At 57.0% G+C, this 19,914-nt stretch carries 12 protein-coding genes; 8 read left to right on the top strand and 4 right to left on the bottom strand.

The features are described 5' to 3' along the window. Window positions 1-5 precede the first annotated feature (5 nt). From VHE34_RS23645 to VHE34_RS23635, 3 genes are all read left to right on the top strand, one after another. Window positions 6-1,451 carry a SusD/RagB family nutrient-binding outer membrane lipoprotein gene (locus tag VHE34_RS23645; protein ID WP_325592529.1) on the top strand — a complete coding sequence of 482 codons (1,446 nt, stop codon included), beginning with the start codon at window positions 6-8 and terminating at the stop codon, window positions 1,449-1,451. A gap of 8 nt (window positions 1,452-1,459) precedes the next feature. After that, window positions 1,460-3,202 carry a M1 family metallopeptidase gene (locus VHE34_RS23640; RefSeq protein ID WP_325592527.1) on the top strand — a complete coding sequence of 581 codons (1,743 nt, stop codon included), beginning with the start codon at window positions 1,460-1,462 and terminating at the stop codon, window positions 3,200-3,202. 76 nt (window positions 3,203-3,278) lie between these two features. After that, entirely contained in the window at window positions 3,279-5,435 is a 2,157-nt protein-coding gene (locus VHE34_RS23635; protein WP_325592525.1) for a S9 family peptidase, read from the top strand. Between the two features lie 2 nt (window positions 5,436-5,437). Here VHE34_RS23635 and VHE34_RS23630 read toward each other — a convergent pair whose 3' ends face one another. Then, complete coding sequence (locus tag VHE34_RS23630) at window positions 5,438-6,325, bottom strand: AraC family transcriptional regulator (protein ID WP_325592523.1); 888 nt, start codon at window positions 6,323-6,325, stop codon at window positions 5,438-5,440. A gap of 130 nt (window positions 6,326-6,455) precedes the next feature. On the opposite strand from VHE34_RS23630, the gene VHE34_RS23625 reads away from it, so the two are divergent. The 5 genes from VHE34_RS23625 (at window position 6,456) to VHE34_RS23605 (ending at window position 13,942) form a co-directional block, all read left to right on the top strand. Beyond that, window positions 6,456-7,712: an NAD(P)/FAD-dependent oxidoreductase gene (locus VHE34_RS23625; RefSeq protein ID WP_325592521.1), complete on the top strand. Its 1,257-nt coding sequence runs from the start codon at window positions 6,456-6,458 to the stop codon at window positions 7,710-7,712. A 21-nt stretch (window positions 7,713-7,733) separates the two neighbouring features. After that, window positions 7,734-9,884: a S9 family peptidase gene (locus VHE34_RS23620; protein ID WP_325592519.1), complete on the top strand. Its 2,151-nt coding sequence runs from the start codon at window positions 7,734-7,736 to the stop codon at window positions 9,882-9,884. 113 nt (window positions 9,885-9,997) lie between these two features. Next, a complete protein-coding gene (locus tag VHE34_RS23615; protein ID WP_325592517.1) occupies window positions 9,998-10,933 on the top strand; it encodes a dihydrodipicolinate synthase family protein in 936 nt (311 codons plus the stop codon). Beyond that, window positions 10,933-12,348 (top strand): APC family permease, encoded by a 1,416-nt coding sequence (locus tag VHE34_RS23610; RefSeq protein ID WP_325592515.1) that lies wholly within the window; start codon window positions 10,933-10,935, stop codon window positions 12,346-12,348. Before VHE34_RS23615 ends, VHE34_RS23610 begins: the two co-directional genes overlap by 1 nt. A 25-nt stretch (window positions 12,349-12,373) precedes the next feature. Next, a complete protein-coding gene (locus tag VHE34_RS23605; RefSeq protein WP_325592513.1) occupies window positions 12,374-13,942 on the top strand; it encodes a GH39 family glycosyl hydrolase in 1,569 nt (522 codons plus the stop codon). Here VHE34_RS23605 and VHE34_RS23600 read toward each other — a convergent pair. Genes VHE34_RS23600 through VHE34_RS23590 form a run of 3 tightly spaced genes read right to left on the bottom strand, consistent with a single transcriptional unit; the run spans window position 13,939 to window position 19,899 of the window. Then, the gene (locus tag VHE34_RS23600) at window positions 13,939-14,298 is read right to left on the bottom strand and encodes a helix-turn-helix domain-containing protein (RefSeq protein ID WP_325592511.1); all 360 of its coding nucleotides are present in this window, start codon (window positions 14,296-14,298) and stop codon (window positions 13,939-13,941) included. The genes VHE34_RS23605 and VHE34_RS23600 overlap by 4 nt on opposite strands. Before the next feature lie 26 nt (window positions 14,299-14,324). After that, the gene (locus VHE34_RS23595; protein WP_325592509.1) at window positions 14,325-18,785 is read right to left on the bottom strand and encodes an efflux RND transporter permease subunit; all 4,461 of its coding nucleotides are present in this window, start codon (window positions 18,783-18,785) and stop codon (window positions 14,325-14,327) included. A 7-nt stretch (window positions 18,786-18,792) separates the two neighbouring features. Beyond that, complete coding sequence (locus tag VHE34_RS23590; protein ID WP_325592507.1) at window positions 18,793-19,899, bottom strand: efflux RND transporter periplasmic adaptor subunit; 1,107 nt, start codon at window positions 19,897-19,899, stop codon at window positions 18,793-18,795. Between the last annotated feature and the right edge of the window lie 15 nt (window positions 19,900-19,914).

Here is a 19,914-nt window from a genome sequence, read left to right as displayed (position 1 = left end):
AAGCAATGAAAAAACTCATCTATATATCACTGCCGGTCCTACTGGGTCTCGCGGCCTGCAAAAAGGATCTCAGCGCCTATAACACCGACGGGAAACATGCCAGCAGCGTGCCGGCCACCAGCCTTTTCCTGGCCGGCGAAAAAAACCTGTCGGACTATTACGAACAACCCTCCGGTTCCTTCAACGTGTTCCGGCAATTCGCACAAAGTTGGACCGGCTCCAACTATACCACCGAAGCGCGTTATGTGCTTTCGGCATACAACTCCCCCAATAACTGGTGGACGCAGTTGTATACCAGCGTACTGGCGAACCTCACCAACGCGAAGGGCCTTTACGCGACTACGGTCACCGATCCCGCGGTTCTTCGCAACGATCTGATCGTAACCGATATCCTGCAGGTCTATGCCTATAATCTGCTGGTGTCCACCTACGGGAATATCCCCTATAGCCAGGCGGAGAACCGGACCGTTCCCTTTCCGAAATACGACGATGCAAAGACCGTCTACCTCGATCTCCTCCATCGTCTCGATACCTGTATCGCCGGACTGAACACCAGCGCCGCCTCCCTTGGCAATGCCGACCAGGTCTACAAAGGCAATACCGCTGCCTGGAAAAAATTCGCCGCCACCCTCAAATTGAAGATGGCCATGGTCCTTGCCGATGTCGACGCGACGACCGCCTCCAAAAATGTCCAGGATGCCATCGCCGCCGGGGTATTCACGGCCAATTCGGATAATGCCCGCTTTGCCTATCAAACCAGTCCCACGGGGAATACCAACCCCGTCTGGCAAGCGGTCATCAACAGCGGCCGGACCGATTTCGTGCCTGCGAACCTGATGCTGAACACGCTCCAGAACTGGAACGATCCCCGCCTGGGTCTCTATTTCACAAAGGCTACGGACGGAACCTATAAGGGTGGGGTGCCCGGCGGCGGTAACTCGCCAAGTGGTCTGTCTACTTTCTCCTCCGCCTGGACCGCTGCTACCTGGCCCACGGATCTGCTGGACTATGCCGAGACCGAGTTCCTGTTGGCCGAAGCCGTAGAGCGCGGCTTTCCCGTTACCGGCACCGCCGAACAACACTATAACAATGGCGTCACGGCCTCGATCACCTACTGGGGTGGCACTACCGCGCAGGCGCAGACCTATCTTGCCCAACCCACTGTTGCTTACAGCACCGCCACGGGCGACTTCAAACAAAAGATCGCCTGGCAGGAATGGATCGCCATGGCCGACCGCGGCTGGGACGCCTGGACGATCATCCGCCGGCTCAAACAACCCAATATCGACGGCATCAGCCCGCCCATTGGCGCCATCACCAGCCTGCCCAAACGCTTTTACTATCCGACGACCGAACAGTCGGCCAATTCGAAGAACTGGTCGGCTGCCGTACAGGCCATGAGCGGCGGTACCTCGGACGATGTCAATACGAAATTGTTCTGGATCCCATAAATTGTAATATGAGCTTTCACCACCCTCTCCTCCTCTGCAGCCTGTTGCTGCCGCTTGCGGCGGCGGCCCAGACGGGTCCGCAACCCAATACCAACCCCGACAGCATCCGCGCCCGGCGCGAACGCGCCATTGCCCATGCAAGAGAGGAATACGAGCACAAAGTATTCACCCATGCAGACACGCTTCGCGGGTCCAACGACGCCGAACGCAGCTGGTGGGATATCCAACGCTACGATATTACCATCAAGCCGGATTATACTACAAAGTCCACGACCGGCAGCGATCTGATAACCTATAAGGTCATCGGGTCCAACCAACCGGCGATGCAGATCGATTTGATGGAGCCGTTGCGTATCGACAGCATTGTTGCCAACGGGAAAGAGACCCTGTCCTTTTCCCGGGAGGGTAATGCCTATCATGTCCGGACGCCGAAGCAGGCTGTGGGATCGACTCAAACGATAAAGATCTGTTTCTCCGGCACCCCCGTCGAAGCCAAGCGTCCGCCGTGGAACGGCGGCTGGACCTGGACAAAGGATTCCCTTGGCCGTCCCTGGATGACGGTCACCTGCCAGGGTCTTGGCGCCTCCGTCTGGTACCCCTGTAAAGACTACCAGGGCGACGAACCCGACAAGGGCGCGTCGATGACGATGATCGTTCCCGACAGCCTTATCGGCGTCTCCAATGGGCGTCTCCAGTTCAGGAAAGCGAACGGCGATGGAACGACAACCTATAAGTGGGCCGTCGTCAACCCTATCAGCAACTACTGCCTGATCCCTTATATCGGCAAATACGTCACCTTCCACGAGGACTTCAATGGAGAGAAAGGACATCTGGATCTCGACTACTGGGTTCTCGACTATAATTTGCCGCGGGCAAAGGATTATATGCCGACCCAGGTGCACAATATGCTGCATGCCTTCGAACACTGGATGGGACCCTATCCCTTCTACGAGGACAGCTACAAGCTCGTCGATGTCGAGCACACGGGGATGGAACACCAGAGCGCCGTTGCCTATGGTAACCATTATGCCTTCGGCTACCGGGGTCGCGGATCGAAATACGGCATGATGTACGATTTCATCATCATCCATGAGAGCGGCCACGAATGGTTCGGCAACAACCTGACGACAAAAGACCTCGCCGATATGTGGGTGCACGAAGGTTTTACCAATTACAGCGAGACGCTTTTCGCCGATTATATGTGGGGTGTGGATGCCGGCAATGAATACAATGTCGCTACCCGCAACGGCATCCGCAACGACCGGCCCATCATCCCCCGCTATGGTGTCAACGAGCAGGGGAGTGGGGACATGTATCCCAAAGGTGGCAACATGCTGCAGGCCATGCGCCATAGCATCGACAACGACGAACAGTGGCGGCAGGTCATCCGCGGGTTGCAAAAGACGTTCTATCACCAGACCGTCACGAGCGCGCAGGTGGAGCGCTACGTCTCCGAACATGCCGGATTCGATTTCTCAAAAGTCTTCGATCAATACCTGCGGACGACGCAGATCCCCGACTTCGAATACAAGATCAGCGCCGACCATAAGCAGGTAACCTATCGTTACACCAATTGTGTCAACGGGTTCAACCTGCCGCTTGTCCTGCACAACGGCCGGACGCGCCTCCGCATCCTGCCTACACAGGACTGGAAAACCACCGATCTGAAGGGCGCCGAAGGCGACCTGTTCACCGAAGACGGAATAAAGAAAATGTATTACATTGGCGTTAAGCTGGCGGAGCCAGCTTAGAAAGACATTAGCCATACTGAGGCAAAAAATTACCTTTAAAAAACTTTTTTTGGCTCAATTTTAAACAAACAACGATATGAGATCACTGGTCCTATTTATCATTTCCTGCCTGCTTGCCAATGCCCTCACCGCCCAACGTGGCGGTGGCGGCGTCAAATGGGACAAGGAAGGGAACTCCTACTATGTCCTCGAAGCAAACACGCTCGTCAAATACACCCTCCCGGCGTTTGAACGAACGGTTGTCGCCGAAGGGAAGGACATGCCCGACCGGGTCCAGAGCTTCACCTTCAGCGAAGATGGGAAAAAGCTCCTTTTCTTCAACAACACGAAGAAGGTTTGGCGGCTCAACACCCGCGGCGACTACTGGGTTCTCGACGAAGCCACTCATCACCTCAAACAGCTGGGGGCAGGCCGGCCCGCTTCCTCGCTCATGTTCGCGAAGATATCCCCCGACGGGACAAAAGCCGCCTACGTCAGCGAGCACAATGTCTTTGTCGAGGACCTGGCCACCGGGTCCATCCGACCGCTGACCACCGATGGCAGCTTCCGGCTGATCAACGGGACTTTCGACTGGGCCTACGAGGAAGAGTTCAGCTGCCGCGACGGCTTTCGCTGGAGTCCCGACAGCAAAAGCATCGCCTTCTGGCAGCTCGACGCTACCAAGGTCAAGAACTTCCTGATGATCAACAATACCGATTCGCTTTACCCCTTTACCGTTCCCGTGGAATATCCCGTCGCGGGTGAGGACCCTTCGCCGTGTCGAATCGGCGTGGTGGATATTGCCACGGCAAAAACTACCTGGATGGATGTTCCCGGTGACAGCAAGCAACATTATATCCCGAGGATGGAATGGGCGGATAACAGCACCGAGATAGTGCTCGAGCAATTGGACCGAAAGCAACAGGTTGCCAGGGTCTTCCTTTGCAACGCCTCAACGGGCGCCGCGACGCAGGTGTACGAGGAATCCGACAAAGCGTGGATCGACGTCAAAAGCCGCTACAGCGACGACCCCACCGGCTGGGAATGGATGAGCGGGGGCAAAGAATTTCTTTGGGTCTCCGAAAAGGACGGCTGGCGCCATCTGTTCCGAATCAGCCGCGATGGGAAGAAGGAAACCCTGCTGACAAAGGGCAACTATGACCTCATCTCCCTGAAAGCCATCGATGAAAAAGGCGGCTATGCGTACTTCATGGCCTCGCCTGATAACGCCACCCAGCAATACCTGTATCGCGTCCGCCTCGACGGCAAGGGTAATATGGAGCTCGTTTCACCTGCCGCGCAAAAGGGGACACACAACTACACTATTTCGCCGAACGCATCTTTTGCTATCCATAATTTCTCCAACCATTTGTATGAATCGGTGTCCGAATGGGTAAGCCTGCCCAAACATGCGGTTATAAAGACCAACGAACAGGCCGCCCGGCGCGGCAACGGCCGGCCGCAGTACCCGGTCAGGATGTTCCAATTGACGACGGAGGATGGCGTGACCATGGATGGCTGGATGATATTGCCAAAGGACTTCGACAGCACGAAGAAATACCCGGTGGTGTTCAATGTTTATACCGAGCCGGCCTCTACGACGGTGAAGGATGTTGCCGGCGGGCAGGGCACCCGGCTTTATGCCGGCGACATTGCCGCGGACGGGTATATCCAGATGAGCCTCGACGGGCGTGGTACCCCTGCGCCCAAGGGCGCGGCCTGGCGCAAATGCATCTACCGGCAGATCGGGATCATCAATATCCGCGACCAGGCCATGGCAGTCAGGAAGATCATCCAGTGGCCCTTTGTCGATTCCAGCCGCATCGCCGTCTGGGGATGGAGCGGTGGCGGTTCGGCTACGTTGAACCTGATGTTCCAGCACCCTGAACTCTATAAAACGGGAATTTCCATCGCGCCCGTGGCCGATGAGCTGCTTTACGACAACATCTACCAGGAACGATATATGGGCCTGCCCCAGGAGAACCGGGAGGACTTCGTAAAAGGGTCGCCTCTTTACTATGCGAAGCACCTGCGTGGCAACCTGTTGATCGTCCATGGCACCGGCGACGATAATGTTCACTATAAGGGCACCGAGGAACTGATCAACGAGCTGGTCAAATACGATCGGCCCTTCCAGATCATGGTCTATCCAAACCGGACCCATGCCATCAATGAAGGCGAAGGGACGAGCATGCATTTGTCGCACTTATTTACCGACTATCTGCGTGCACACTGTCCCGGCGGCGGTCGTTGATACTATTCGGCGACGGCAACCGACTTGAAATAGCTGTCGACGTATTCACTCGGCGACTTCCGGGTCACGCTTTTGAATACACGGTTGAAATTGGTGATGCTGTTGAACCCGCAGTTGTAAGCAACGGTTGCGATAGAGTCGTAGTTGCCGTCGGTGAGCTTCTTGCAGGCTTCGTTGATCCGCACTTCGTTGAGGAACGACACAAAAGTGTGCAGGGTGTGCTTCTTGAAGTACCGGCAGAAGGCCTGAGGCGTCATATGGGCCTGTTTGGCGACGTCCTCGAGCGTGATCGGCTTATCATACATCTGCATGATATAGTTGTAGATCGCCCCGATGCGGATGCCTTCATGCTCGCTGTAGGCCGCGGGTTGGGAACAGGAGGAGAGGGGTTCCAGTTCGGGGAATGTGCTCAGCTGTTTCAGCAGCTCGATGAAATGGATCAGCTGGTCGACGCCGGTACTGTTCTGGATCTCGAGCATCTTCGCCGACACCTCGGCCTGTCGGGCCGGTGGGACTTTGAAACCGGTCTGGCGATTGAGCAAAAAGGCCTTGAGGTTTTTGATCTCGGGTAGGTCGAAAAAGTGGTCCAGCTGTCCTTTGACGTTAAAGAAGATATTGAGGGTATGAACTTTCTTCTGGCTCGAGGGCGCGAAATAGGAGGGATCGCTTTTGAATACATGCGGCAGGTTGACCCCCAGCCAATAGATGTCTCCCGGACGGAAAGCATACATATTGTTCTCTGCGACGAGGGTACCCTCTCCCTGCTGGATCCAGGTCAGTTGGATCTCCTGGTGACGGTGCAGGTGCGGGTAAAAGTGCGGAAGCTCATCCTTCTGAACGATGACCGTCTTGTCGTGCGGCACAGGGATGGTAAATTGCAGTACTTTCATATCTGAATGTACCACATTCTTAGATTTTATCGCGATCTTATCAATATAAGGTAAAAAATGGTTAAAATATGGTCAAAATCGGCTTAGAACGGCAAAATCGGCCATAACCTTTTCGTCTTAAATTTGTCGAATGAGAAAAAATGTAGTCGTCGTTGGCGGCGGTATCATCGGGTTAAGTTCTGCTTACTATTTACAAAAGGCTGGTCATCAGGTTACTGTTCTGGATAAGTCGGATTTTATGGACAACTGCTCCTATGGCAACTGCGGCTACGTTTGTCCCAGTCATTTTATCCCCCTTGCCACTCCCGGCATCGTACGCCAGGGATTGAAATGGATGCTCAATTCTCAAAGCCCTTTCTATGTGCAGCCCCGGCTGAGCCGTTCGCTGATAGACTGGGGGATGAAATTCATGAAGAGCGCAACCCCCGGGCATGTCGAGCGCTCCGCCGCCCCTTTGAAGGACATCGCCGTTCTCAGCCAATACGAATACGAGAATACCTGGCTGCCGACGCCTCATTTCGAATTCGCGTACCAGCATAAAGGCCTGCTCGAGATCTTCCAGACGGAAGCCGCGGCCGGGCATGCGCACCATACCGTCGAGAAGGCCCACGAGTTGGGTCTGGATGTCGATCTTCTCGACGCCAAAGAGCTGCAGGCAAAAGAGCCGCATACACGGGTCAATGGCCTGGGAGCGATTTTTTTCAAATGTGACGCCCACCTGTACCCCGATAAACTGATGAAGGGCCTGATCGGGTTGTTGCAAACGGCCGGCGTCGAACTCCTTCCACATGAAGAGGTCCGGCGCTTCGAAACGGGGAACGGCGGGGTCAAACGGCTCATCACCCCCCTTCACAGCTTCGAAGCCGATGCCGTCGTCATCGCCACGGGTTCCTGGAGCCGCGAGATCGCTTCGCTGCTCGATACCCATGTGCCGCTTGTTCCGGGCCGCGGCTATTCGGTTACCCTCGAAGACTCTCCGTGGAGCGTCAACTACCCGGCCATCCTGGTGGAAGGCCGCGCCGCCATCACGCCGATGGATGGCAACAAGATCCGTTTTGGCGGCACCATGGAGATCACCAGTACGAATACCCCTCCCCGCTATACCCGGGTACAGGGAATCCTCAATGCGGTGAAGCGCTTCTTCCCCGACTTCGACGTACCCATGCCGCCGCGGGAGAAGATATGGTACGGCTATCGCCCCTGTAGCGCCGACGGCCTGCCGTATATCGGCCGGATAAAAAGATATAACAACGTAGTCATAGCGACAGGCCACTCGATGCTGGGCCTCAGCCTGGGCGCCGGTACCGGAAAATTAGTAAGCGAGCTGATCGATGAACAACCCACCAGTATTGATCTGTCCCCATTTGCAGTAGAGCGCTTTAGCTAAAAACAAAACAAACCATACGATATGCTTCGAAAAATCCTGCTCCTGCAGGCAGGGCTTCTTTTTGCCCTGCTTACCGCCCATGCGCAACCGTATGCGCCGGCTAGCTTCTCCAAGGCGCCTTCGGCGCCCTATGAGCCAACCCGATCCGAGATCATGGATCGGTACAGGAAAGCGCATATTCTTGACTCCGTTGCGACCCGGTCGATATTCAAGACCAGCATCCGGCCGCACTGGTCGGCAGACAATACCAGCTTCTGGTACCAGAATATCCTGAAAGATAGCGTCAAAGAGTACATCTCCGTCGACATGATCCACGGCACCCGCAAGAAGCTGGATGCCCAACCCACAGACACGGCTACGCGCTTCACCCGCTTCCGGCCGTTTACCGGCCGGCGCTGGGCCTCTTTCTCGACCGACTCCGTATCCCCGGACAAACAGTTAGTCGCATATATCCACGATGGCAATGTCTTCATCCGCCCCGCCGGCGGCACGCGGCAGGACGGCGTGGCCTATACCACCAACGGCGATACCGCAAAACCCTATGGCCACCTGGCCTGGTCGCCCGACAGCAAATACGTCGTCGGCTATCATGTCAATCCCGTCCATGACTCGGCCGTCTTCTATGTCCTCTCGTCGGTAAAAGGCACCACGCGAGGCCAGCTCCGTCAACGCCCCTATAAACAACCCGGCGACCCCTTCACCACCTATGAGATGTTCCTCTTCCGGCCGGAAGGACACAAGACAACGAAGGTCAACACCCCCATCCTCGATTTCTTCGGTGCGCCCGAACTGCACTGGCGCCATAGCGATAACCGCTATTTTACCTTCGAGCGGGTCGAGCGCGGGCACCAACGCTTTCGGATCATCGAAGTGGACGCCAACACCGCCGGGACCCGGACCGTCTATGACGAAAAGACAAACACCTTTATTTATGAATCCCGGCTCTTCACTTACTATCTGCCCGAAACGAATGAAATGCTGATGACTTCGGAGAAGGACGGCTGGCAACACCTCTACCTGTTGGACGCCACCACCGGCGCACAGAAACAGGAGGTGACAAAAGGGCCATGGATCGTCCGGACGATCGACAGCGTCGACGCGAAGCGCAGGGAGATCTGGTTCTCCGCCAGCGGGATGAACCCCGGCGAAGACCCGTATTATATACATTATTACCGTATCGGCTTCGACGGCCGGCATCTCGTCAACCTCACCCCCATAAAGGCCAATCATATCCTGACCTGGTCGCCGGACAGAAAGTTCTACCTGGATGCCTGGTCGGAGATCAACGTTCCCACCACCATCGAGCTCCACCGGAGTTCCGATGGGAAGAAGATCCTCGACCTCGAGAAGGCCGATGCATCGGCCTATCTGGCCGCCGGGTTTCAATTTCCCGAACCCTTCCACGCAAAAGGCCGTGACGGGGTCACCGATATCTGGGGCATCATCGTCCGTCCTGCCAGCTTCGATCCGGCAAAACGCTACCCGGTCATCGAGAATATCTATGCCGGTCCGCAGGACGCTTTTGTACCAAAGGATTTCACCGGCCGCTACGGCGAGATGCAAAGCATTGCCCAACTCGGGTTCATCGTGGTGCAGATCGACGGCATGGGCACGGCCAATCGGTCGAAGGCCTTCCATGACGTCTGCTGGAAGAACCTGGCCGACGCCGGGTTCCCCGACCGCATCCTCTGGATCAAGGCCATGGCGGAGAAATATCCCTATGCAGACACTTCGCGGGTCGGTCTCTACGGGACATCCGCCGGAGGCCAGAACTCCCTTGGCGGTCTCCTCTTTCATGGCGACTTCTACAAGGCGGCCGTCTCGTCCTGCGGCTGCCATGATAACCGCATCGACAAGCAATGGTGGAACGAACAATGGATGGGCTATCCCGTTGGAAAGCACTACGACGAGCAATCCAATGTCACCAACGCCTGGCGGTTGCGGGGAGCCTTGATGTTGTTTGTGGGCGAGGCCGACAACAATGTACCTCCCGAATCTACGTACCGGGTTGCCGATGCGCTGATAAAAGCGGGTAAGACCTTTGAATTCCTGCCTCTACCCGGATTTGACCATACCGACGGCGGTCCCTATGGCCGGGTCCAGCGCCGGGACTTCTTCGTGAGACACCTGTTGGGCGTCGAGCCGCCTGCGCGGAATAATGGCGAATTGTAAACCCAAGGCAACCCCTGGAAAGAACAAACGGTTAATATCTGTATAGGATTGATTAAAAATCACCATATAAACCAGACGTGTAATAAATACATTTGAAAAAACATCAACATCTTATGCCTATAGTTTGGAAAGGCGTCATGCCCGCGCTAACAACGAAATTCACAGCAAAAGACGAACTGGACCTGAAACTCTTCGACAAGAACCTCCAATTCCAGTTGGCCTCGGGCGTTGACGGGATCATCCTCGGCGGCAGCCTGGGAGAAGCCAGCGTCCTCACCACAGAAGAAAAAGAACGGCTCGTAAAATTCGCCGTCGAATCCGTGGCCGGTAAAGTACCCGTGATCCTCAACATCGCCGAAGGTTCCACCCGCGACGCGCTGCAACAGGCGGCCTATGCAAAGCAGTGGGGTGCACAGGGCCTGATGATCCTGCCGCCGATGCGTTATTCGGCCGACCATCGGGAAACCGTCACCTGGTTCAAGACCGTCGCTTCATCCACCGACCTTCCGATCATGATCTATAACAACCCCGTCGACTATAAGACCGAGGTCACCCTGGGAATGTTCGACGAGCTCGCCGAATGCGCGAATATCCAGGCGGTAAAGGAATCCACCCGGGACGTGTCCAATGTCACCCGGATGCTCAACCGTTTTGGCGATCGCTTCAAGATCCTCTGCGGTGTCGATACGCTTGCGATGGAAGAGATGCTGATGGGCGCCGACGGCTGGGTCGCCGGCCTGGTATGCGCCTTCCCCGCCGAGACCGTTGCCGTATACCGCCTCGTAAAAGCGGGCCGCACGGAAGAAGCCCTGGCGATCTACCGCTGGTTCCTGCCCGTCCTCGAATTGGATATCCATAGCAAGCTGGTGCAATACATCAAGCTGGCCGAAGTACAGACCGGCATCGGAAGCGAATACGTGCGTGCGCCGAGGCTGCCGCTGGAGGGAAAAGAAAGGGAAAGGATCCTCAAAGTCATCGGCGAAGCCGTGGCCACCCGCCCGGCGCTCCCCGACTATCTCTCCATCCGTCCCGAAAACACCTTTGCCTGATGACTGGCGACGCATCCTTCAAACAATCCCTGGGCTTGCTCGACGCAACGATGATCGTGGTGGGCTCGATGATCGGCAGCGGCATTTTTATCGTCAGCGCCGACATCACCCGAAACGTAGGCTCCGCCGGCTGGCTTATCCTCATCTGGGCGCTCACCGGTTTACTGACCCTCATCGCCGCCCTTAGCTATGGCGAGCTGAGCGGGATGTTCCCAAAAGCCGGCGGCCAGTACGTCTATCTGAAAGAGGCCTTTAACCCGCTCGTGGGCTTCCTCTTTGGCTGGGCCTTCTTCGCCGTCATCCAGGCCGGCTCTATCGCCGCCGTCGCCGTGGCCTTTGCAAAATTCACCGCCTTTATCTTTCCATCGCTTGGGGAACAGCATATCCTGATAGATCTGGGGTTCATCCGCATCAGCGCGGCTCAGATCTTAGCCATTCTCCTGATCGTGGGACTGACGAAGATCAATACCCTGGGCGTGAAGGAAGGCAAGCTGATCCAGACTGTCTTCACCCTGGCGAAGATAATCGCCCTGGCGGGTCTGGTCATCTTCGGCTTCCTCCTGGCCGCCAGTAAGGGGATCGCTCACGTCAACTGGAGCACCGGGTTCGTTCTCGGCCACCGCGAAGGCGATAACATCGTGCCTTATGTCGGACTGGCCGGTCTCGGCGCTATCGCCGCCAGCATGGTCGGCAGCCTTTTCAGCAGCGACTCCTGGAACAACGTGACCTTCATCGCCGGGGAGATCAAACGGCCACAGCGAAATATCGGGCTCAGCCTTTTCCTGGGCACCCTTATCGTAACGGCCATCTATGTGTCCACCAACCTGATGTACGTCAACGTCCTTTCCCTGCACGACATCGCCAACGCTGAGAACGACAGGGTAGGGGTCACCGCCTCACTCCGCATCTTCGGCGCCAGCGGCACCATCGTGATGGCGATCCTGCTGATGGTATCCACCTTCGGTTGCGATAACGGGCTCATCCTTTCCGGCGCCAGAGTGTATTATACCATGGCCCTCGACGGCCTGTTCTTCAAGAAAATCGGAACGCTGAACCGCAATGCCGTTCCCAGCCGGGCGCTGTGGACGCAGTGTGCCTGGGCTTCCGTGCTTTGCCTTAGCGGACAATACAACGAACTGCTGGCATACGTCATCTTTGTGGTGTTGATCTTCTATATTCTCACTATTCTCGGTATATTCAGGTTGAGAAGGACGAGACCCGACCTGCCCCGGCCCTATAAGGCGTTCGGCTACCCGGTCCTGCCCGGGCTGTATATCCTGCTGGCGGGCTCGCTGTGTATCCTGCAGCTGATCTATACGCCCAGGTTTACGGTACGGGGATTGGCGATCGTCCTTCTTGGAATACCAATCTATTATGTTATTACAAAAAAGAATAAAGGCACAGAACTCGCTTAAAATTAAGCTGGCATCACTGCTGGTTTTGGTTAATGGATCCCTGCTAGTCTTAGCGGGGATTTGTGCATCTGCACAAACCATCACCATCGACTACACCAAACAGACCCATCCTCAATCTCATTTCTGGGCGTATTTCGGCTATGACGAACCCAATTTTACGTATATGCGGGACGGAAAGAAGCTGCTCAGCGAACTGGCTGCCCTAAGCCCCGTCCCGGTATACGTCCGCTGTCACAACCTCCTGACGACCGGCGACGGAACCCCCGCCCTCAAATGGGGCTCGACCAACGCCTATACCGAAGACGCGGCCGGCAACCCCATCTACAACTGGCGCATCGCCGACAGCATTTTCGACACGTATGTCCATCGCGGGATGAAACCCCTGGCCGAGATCGGCTTTATGCCGGAAGCGCTCTCCGTACATCCCGTACCATACCGTCACCACTGGCATCCCGGGACAACCTATGACACCATCTTCACCGGTTGGGCCTACCCGCCAAAAAGTTATGAGAAATGGGCGGCCCTTGTCGGGGAGTGGGTCCGTCACTGTGTCCAACGATATGGCGCGAAGGAAGTGGCCACCTGGCGCTGGGAAGTGTGGAATGAACCCGATATCCCGTATTGGAAGGGTACCGAAGAGGAATATTTCAAACTTTACGACTACGCGGCGTTTGCCGTCAAAAAGGCGCTGCCGGAAGCCCAGGTCGGGGGGCCGGCCACCACCGGCCCCCGGGGCAGGAACTCCTCGCGCTGGCTCCGCGAATTCCTCGGTCATTGCGCCGCGGCAAAGGTTCCGCTGGACTTCATCAGCTTCCATGCAAAAGGCAGCCCGAAATTCATCGACGGGCATGTGCGCATGAATATGGCCCCGCAGCTCGCGGATGTCACCAATGGCTTTGCCATCGTCAGGGCATCGGCTTTTAGCCGGCTGCCTATTTATATCACCGAATGCGATCCCGAAGGCTGCGCCGCCTGCGGGATGACGACCAATCCCGAGAACGCGTACCGGAACGGAACGATGTATTCCAGCTATACCGCCGCCTCCTTCGCCCGCATCGCCGCCATCGCCGACAGCATGCAGGTGAACCTCGCCGCGGCGATGAGCTGGGCCTTTGAATTCGAAGGGCAGCGATATTTTGACGGTTTCCGCGATCTGGCGACGAACGGAATCGACAAACCCGTTCTGAATGTCTTCCGGATGTTTGGCCTCATGCGGGGGAATCGCATCCCTGTCGATAGTGCCTTTGTCACCGCCGATGCTCATGCGATGTATATCCTGGTCTGGAACTATACCGATGACGATCTGCCGGGGCCGTCCAAGACAATGGACATTCAACTGACGGATCTGCCGGGGAAAAAAATAAAGCTCACTCAGTACCGCATCGATGAGGCTCACAGCAATTCCTACGAGGCCTGGAAAAAAATGGGTTCGCCGCAAAATCCCACCCCACACCAATATCAAACCCTCGAGGCCGCAGGCCTCTTGCAACGACCCGAACCTCCAAAAGCGCTTACAACGCCCCATATCACGGTCTCATTGCCGGCACACGCGGTAGCCCTTCTGAAACTCGAATGGGCATCCGCCGCACCTTAGCGCTCGAACCGCTGCCGCATCTCCCGGATCTCCGCGATATTCTCCCCGGCCCAGCCCTCCAATGCCCGGACCAGCGGCAATAAGCCCTGGCCCATCTCCGTCAGTTCATACTCTACCCGCGGCGGGATCTCCGGATATAGCTGACGAGAAACAAGTCCATCCGCCTCGAGGCTTCGCACCGTCACCGTCAGCATCTTCTGCGACACATCCCCTATCGCATTCGAAAGTTCGTTGAACCGGAGCTTCCCATGCTTCCCCAGCATCAGGATCACCAGTATCGACCATTTGCCCCCAATACGGTCCAGTACATGCCGGACCGGGCAGTTCTCCGTCGTCAAAGGTTCAAAGACACGCATTGTATTCAGTTGATGGTAAATAATAGTTATCTCCATCCACCCCCTACTCCACGGTAGAGGGCGACGGTGTGTAATAATATCTCCTTCCGGGCGCCTGTCACTTCCAGCTCGGCGTCCAGCACGCTGCGCTGCGCCGTGATGACCTCGAGGTAGGAAGCCCTTCCCACCAGGTAGAGATCATTGGCTACGGCTACTGCCTGCCGAAGCGACTCCGCCTCCTGCTGTTTCAACCGGTAGTATTCGGTATAGTTATGGATGCCCTTCAGGCTGTTGACGACTTCGCGAAATCCACCCGATATGGCCTTCTGGTATTCCATCAGCGCAACCTGTCCTCCGGCTACCGATCGGGCATAGTCCGCCTTGAGGGCCTGCCGGTTGATCACCGGCGCAAGCAGCCCGGCCGCGGCGCCCCAAACCAACGAACCTCCATCGAATAATAGCGAAGCCTTGAACGCATTGTAACCCACGTACGGCGTGAGGGTCAGCGAAGGGAAGAAGGCCGCCCTTGCTGCCCCGATGTTCGCATGCGCGGCCCGTAGCTCGAGTTCCGCCGCCCGGATATCCGGCCGGTTCAACAACAACTGCGAAGGCAGCCCCGCCGCCAACCCGTCCGGTACGGCCGGCTCCAGCAACGAGCTGTCCCGCCGGATCGATCCGCCCATCCGGCCGCTTAGGAAATTCATCTGGTTCTCCGTCTCGGCGATCTGCTGCGCCGTCGAATAGCGCAGACTCCGCGTATGCAACAGCTGCGCGCGAAACTGTTGTACTGCCAGTTCCGTCGCCCGCCCGGCCTCCTTCTGCACCTGCACGATCTCCAGCGCGTTTTCCTGCAACTCGATATTCCGTGTCAGCACCCGCTGCTCGTTGTCCAGCGCCAGGAGCTGATAATACAGCGTCGCAATATCCGCCACCAGGCTGGTCACCACAAACCGATATCCCTCTTGACTCGCCAACCAGCGCGCTACGGCAGCCTTCTTCCTATTCCGCAGCTTTCCCCAAACATCGGCCTCCCAGCTGCTGCGTAACCCCACGAAATTGTCGCTTCCCACCCCGTTCACCGCATTATCACCATTCTCATACCTGGAAATATTGGCCATGGCGTCCACCTCCGGATACAATGTCGCCCGGCTCTGCCGCATATTGGCCGCGGCGATGGCGACCCGCGACAGCGCCGACCCGACGTCGAAATTGCGGTGCAAGGCGGTGTCGATCAGCTCGCGCAAATAGGTGTCCGGAAAAAACTGCCGGAAGGGCACATTGGCGATGCCGGTGGTATCCGTATTCTCACCAAAGCTGGCAGGGACAGCGACGTGCCCCGGTGCGGTGGACGCCGAAGGCGTCTTACAACCGCCACCCAACAAAGCCAGAAATATCAATGCTCCCGCCACCATCGGCATCTTCCGCCGGCGCTTTTTTATCGTCGCAAACAGCACATACAACCCCGGCACCAGCACCACTCCGAAGACGGTCCCAAACAACATCCCGCCCGCGGCGGCCGTGCCGATACTACGGTTACCCATGGCGCCGGCGCCGCCGGCAATACATAACGGCAGCAAACCCGCGACAAATGCCAGCGAGGTCATCAGGATCGGCCGTAACCGCTCCCTTGCCCCTTCGATCGCCGCACCGAGCGCCGGCAACCCTTGCTTTTGCCGCTGGATCGCAAATTCCACGATCAGAATGGCATTCTTCCCGAGCAGCCCGATGAGCATGACCAGCGCCACCTGCGCATAGATATTGTTTTCCAGTCCGGCGAGTTTCAGAAAGAAGAACGATCCCAATATTCCTGCCGGCAGCGACAGGATAACGGCAAGGGGAAGCAGAAAGCTTTCATATTGCGCCGCCAGCAACAGATACACAAACACAAGACAGATCCCGAAAATGAAAACGGCCTGGTTGCCCGACAGCACCTGTTCCCGGGTCATCCCGCTCCAGTCGAAACTATAGCCCCGGGGCAGTTTTTCTTTCCCTGTCCGCGCTATGGCTTCGATCGCCTGGCCGCTGCTGAATCCCGGCGCCGCATCCCCCGTGATCATGGCGGAGGTATACATATTGTACCGTGTAAGCTGCTCCGGTCCGTGGATCTTCTGCATCCGCACAAAGCTGGAAAAGGGCACCATCTCCCCCTTGTTGTTCTTCACATACAGTTTCAGGATGTCTTCCGGCTTGGTGCGGTATTCCGGCGAAGCCTGAACCATGACTTTATACATCTGGCCAAAGCGGATGAAATTCGATGCGTAATAGCTGCCCATCAACGTTTGCAGGGCCGACATCGCCCTGTCGGTGGTAATGCCTTTCTGCGCGGCCACGGCATAGTCGATGGAGATCAGGTATTGCGGAAAGCCGGCGTCGAAGGTGCTGAAGGCGCCCGCGATCTCCGGCGTCTTGTTCAACGCATCGATAAAATCGGTGGTGATGGTGGCGGTCTTTTGCCAATCGTCGCTACCGCTCCGGTCCAGCACCCGGATCTCAAATCCGCTGGCGTTGCCAAAACCGGGGATCGTCGGTGGCGGGAAGAATTGGATCAACGCGTCGCCAAGGTCGCGGGTCCGCCGCTCCAGCTCATGCATGACTTCTTCCAGCGAAGCCTTCCGCTGGCCCCAGGGCTTGAGATTGACCATCCCCATGCCGTAGCTGGCGCCGGCCACTTCGTTGACGAGGCTGTAACCGGAGAGGGTCGATACCGATTCGACATCGGCCAGCCCCGCCGCGGCCTTCTGGACCTCGCTCAGCACCCGCTCGGTCCGCTCTACGGTGGCGCCCGGCGGGGTCGTGACGTTGACATAGATCATCCCCTGGTCCTCTGTGGGGATGAACCCGCCGGGCAACAGGCTCGAAACGCCCCAGGTCGCGACGACAAAGAAGAGCAGCATCGCCAGCGTCACCCATTTGCGGCCCGCGATCCGGTACAGCAGCCGGCCATAACCGTTCGAGACCCGCACGTAGCCCCGGTTGAAACCCCGGAACAATTTCCCCGGCGGGGAATGCCGCAGCAAAATGGCGCATAGCGCCGGCGTCAGGGTCAATGCATTGATCCCGGAAATGACGATCGAAATGGCCAGCGTAAGCGAGAACTGCCGGTAGAACACGCCAACAGGGCCGGTCATGAAGGCCACGGGCAGGAACACCGCGGACATCACCAGCGTGATCGCCACCAATGCCCCGGCGATGCTCTTCATTGCGCCTATTGTCGCGTCCATTGCGCTCAAATGCTCCGTGGTCATCTTATAGTGTACGGCTTCGACGACCACTATCGCATTATCTACCACGATCCCGATGGCCAGCACCAGCGCGAAGAGCGTCAGCAGATTGATCGAAAAGCCGAGCAGCTGCATAAAGAAAAAGGTGCCCACCAGCGCGACCGGAACGGCCAATGCGGGGATCAGCGTGCTCCGTAAGTCCTGTAAGAAGATGTAAACGACGATGAACACCAGCACAAAGGCCTCTACCAGCGTTCGCAGGACCTCGTGGATGGACGCATCGAGGAAACGTGACACATCGTAGTTGATGTTGTAGGTCATGCCCGGCGGGAAGGAGCTTGTCTTCAGCTCGGCCATCTTCTTCTTGATATCGGTGATGACGTCCCGTGCGTTGCTGCCGGGCCGCTGCTTGATCAGGATGGAAGCGGAAGGCTGTCCGTCCGTCTTAGACACCATGTTATAGGTCAGGGCGCCGAATTCGATGTCGGCGACCTCCTTTAATTTCAGGATCGACCCGTTACTGTCGGCGCGAATGACGATATTTTCGTACTGCGCCGGTTCGAAGAACTTCCCGGGATATCGCAGGACATACTGCAACGGCTGTGGACTCCGGTCGCTACTCTGCCCCGTTTTTCCCGGCGCGGCTTCCACGTTCTGATCGCGGATCGCCTGGATCACCTCTTCGGTGGAGATGCGATAGGCCAGCATCCGATCGGGTTTCAGCCAGACCCGCATCGAATAATCCTTCGCCCCCATGATCTCCGCGCGGCCCACGCCGTTGATGCGCTTCAGTTCCTGCAGGATATTGATATCGGTAAAATTGTAAATGAATTTCTCGTCCAGCGTACTGTCCCCGCTCAGAATATTCAGATACATCAACATGCTGTTGACTTCCTTTTCCGTCGTGACACCGGCCCGGATCACCTCCTCCGGCAGCTCGTCGAGGATGGTGGCGACGCGGTTCTGGACGCTTACAGCAGCCTGGTCCGGATCGACGCCGACATTGAAGTTGATCGTAATGACCGTTAGTCCGTCGTTGCTGCACACCGACGACATATATGTCATGCCGGGCACCCCGTTGATGGCCCGCTCCAGTGGAGTGGCCACTGCCTTGGTACAGACTTCGGCGTTGGCGCCGGTATAATTGGCCGTCACGGTCACCGACGGCGGCACGATATCGGGGAATTGGGTCACCGGGAGGTTCACCAGTGAGAGCACCCCCAGCAACAGTATGATTAAAGAGATCACCAGCGACAGCACCGGTCGCCTGATAAACAATTGAAGCATAGAAAAATTAGTTTTTGACCGGCCTTGGATGAATGGTCATTCCGGCACGCACGTTCTGTGCGCCCTCGTATAGGATCCGCTCGTCTGGCTGCAATCCTTCCCGGACCAGGTAGCAACCGGTCAGGCGTGTCAACGGCACGATATTGCGCATCTGAAGGACATCCCCCTTTCCCACCACATAGACATAGCTTTTATCCTGGATGTCGAACACGCTTCGTTGGGGAACGACAAGTACGCTGTCCACACGACGGGAGATATACAGCTTCCCGGTGGCCCCATGCCGCAACAGCCGCTGGGGATTGGGAATGCGCGCCCGGAAATCGATCGACCCCGTGTTCTGTTCGATCTCACCCTCTACGGTCTCGATCTTTCCATGATAGGGGTAATTGCTTCCGTCCGCGAGCACCAGCTGTACGTCGCCGCTGCCGCCGTCGCCGCTCTTTTGCAGCCGCAGATATTCGTTCTCCGGAATGGAGAAATACGCATACATGCTGCTGATATCCGAGAGGCTCGTCAGCAGGGTACCCTCGTCGATCAGACTCCCCGCCTTCAGGGGTATCCGGTCCAGCAGACCATCGAACGGGGCGCGGATGAGTGTATAGGAGAGATGATTCTCCGCACTCTGCACCGCTGCCCGGGCCTCTTCGATGGTCGCCTTGTCGGCTGCCACCCTGGCCAGCGCCAGGTCCAGCTCCGAAGCTGCGACGACATGCTTGTCCACCAGCAGTTTGACGCGGCCGGCCTCGACTTCGGAGGATTTTGCCGCCGCCAGCGCATTGGACAAGGCCGCTTTGGCCTTCGACAGGTTCACGGTATATTCCTCATCGTTGATCTTGAAAAGCGGCTGCCCCTTCCTGACGGGCTTTCCTTCGTCGACGAATATCGATTCCAGGAAACCCTTGACCCGGGCCCGGATCTCGACATTTTTGATGGCCTGGATGTCGGCCACATAGGGAGTTTGGATGACAGTGTCCCGCTGGTCCAGGGTAAGTACGGGAAGCCGTAAGGTGTCCGCGTTCCCGCCGTCCGGCTGGGCATAGCTGCGGCAACTGACCTGGCAGATAGAAAGTAGTACGATCACCCAACCGCCGTTGGTGAATAGAGATTTGAGCATAAAGCCAATAAAGTT

The organism is Puia sp., from assembly GCF_035546395.1.
Lineage (GTDB): Bacteria > Bacteroidota > Bacteroidia > Chitinophagales > Chitinophagaceae > Puia.
The sequence above is the reverse complement of the archived record's forward strand: the minus strand, read 5'-3'. Positions and strand labels throughout refer to the sequence as shown.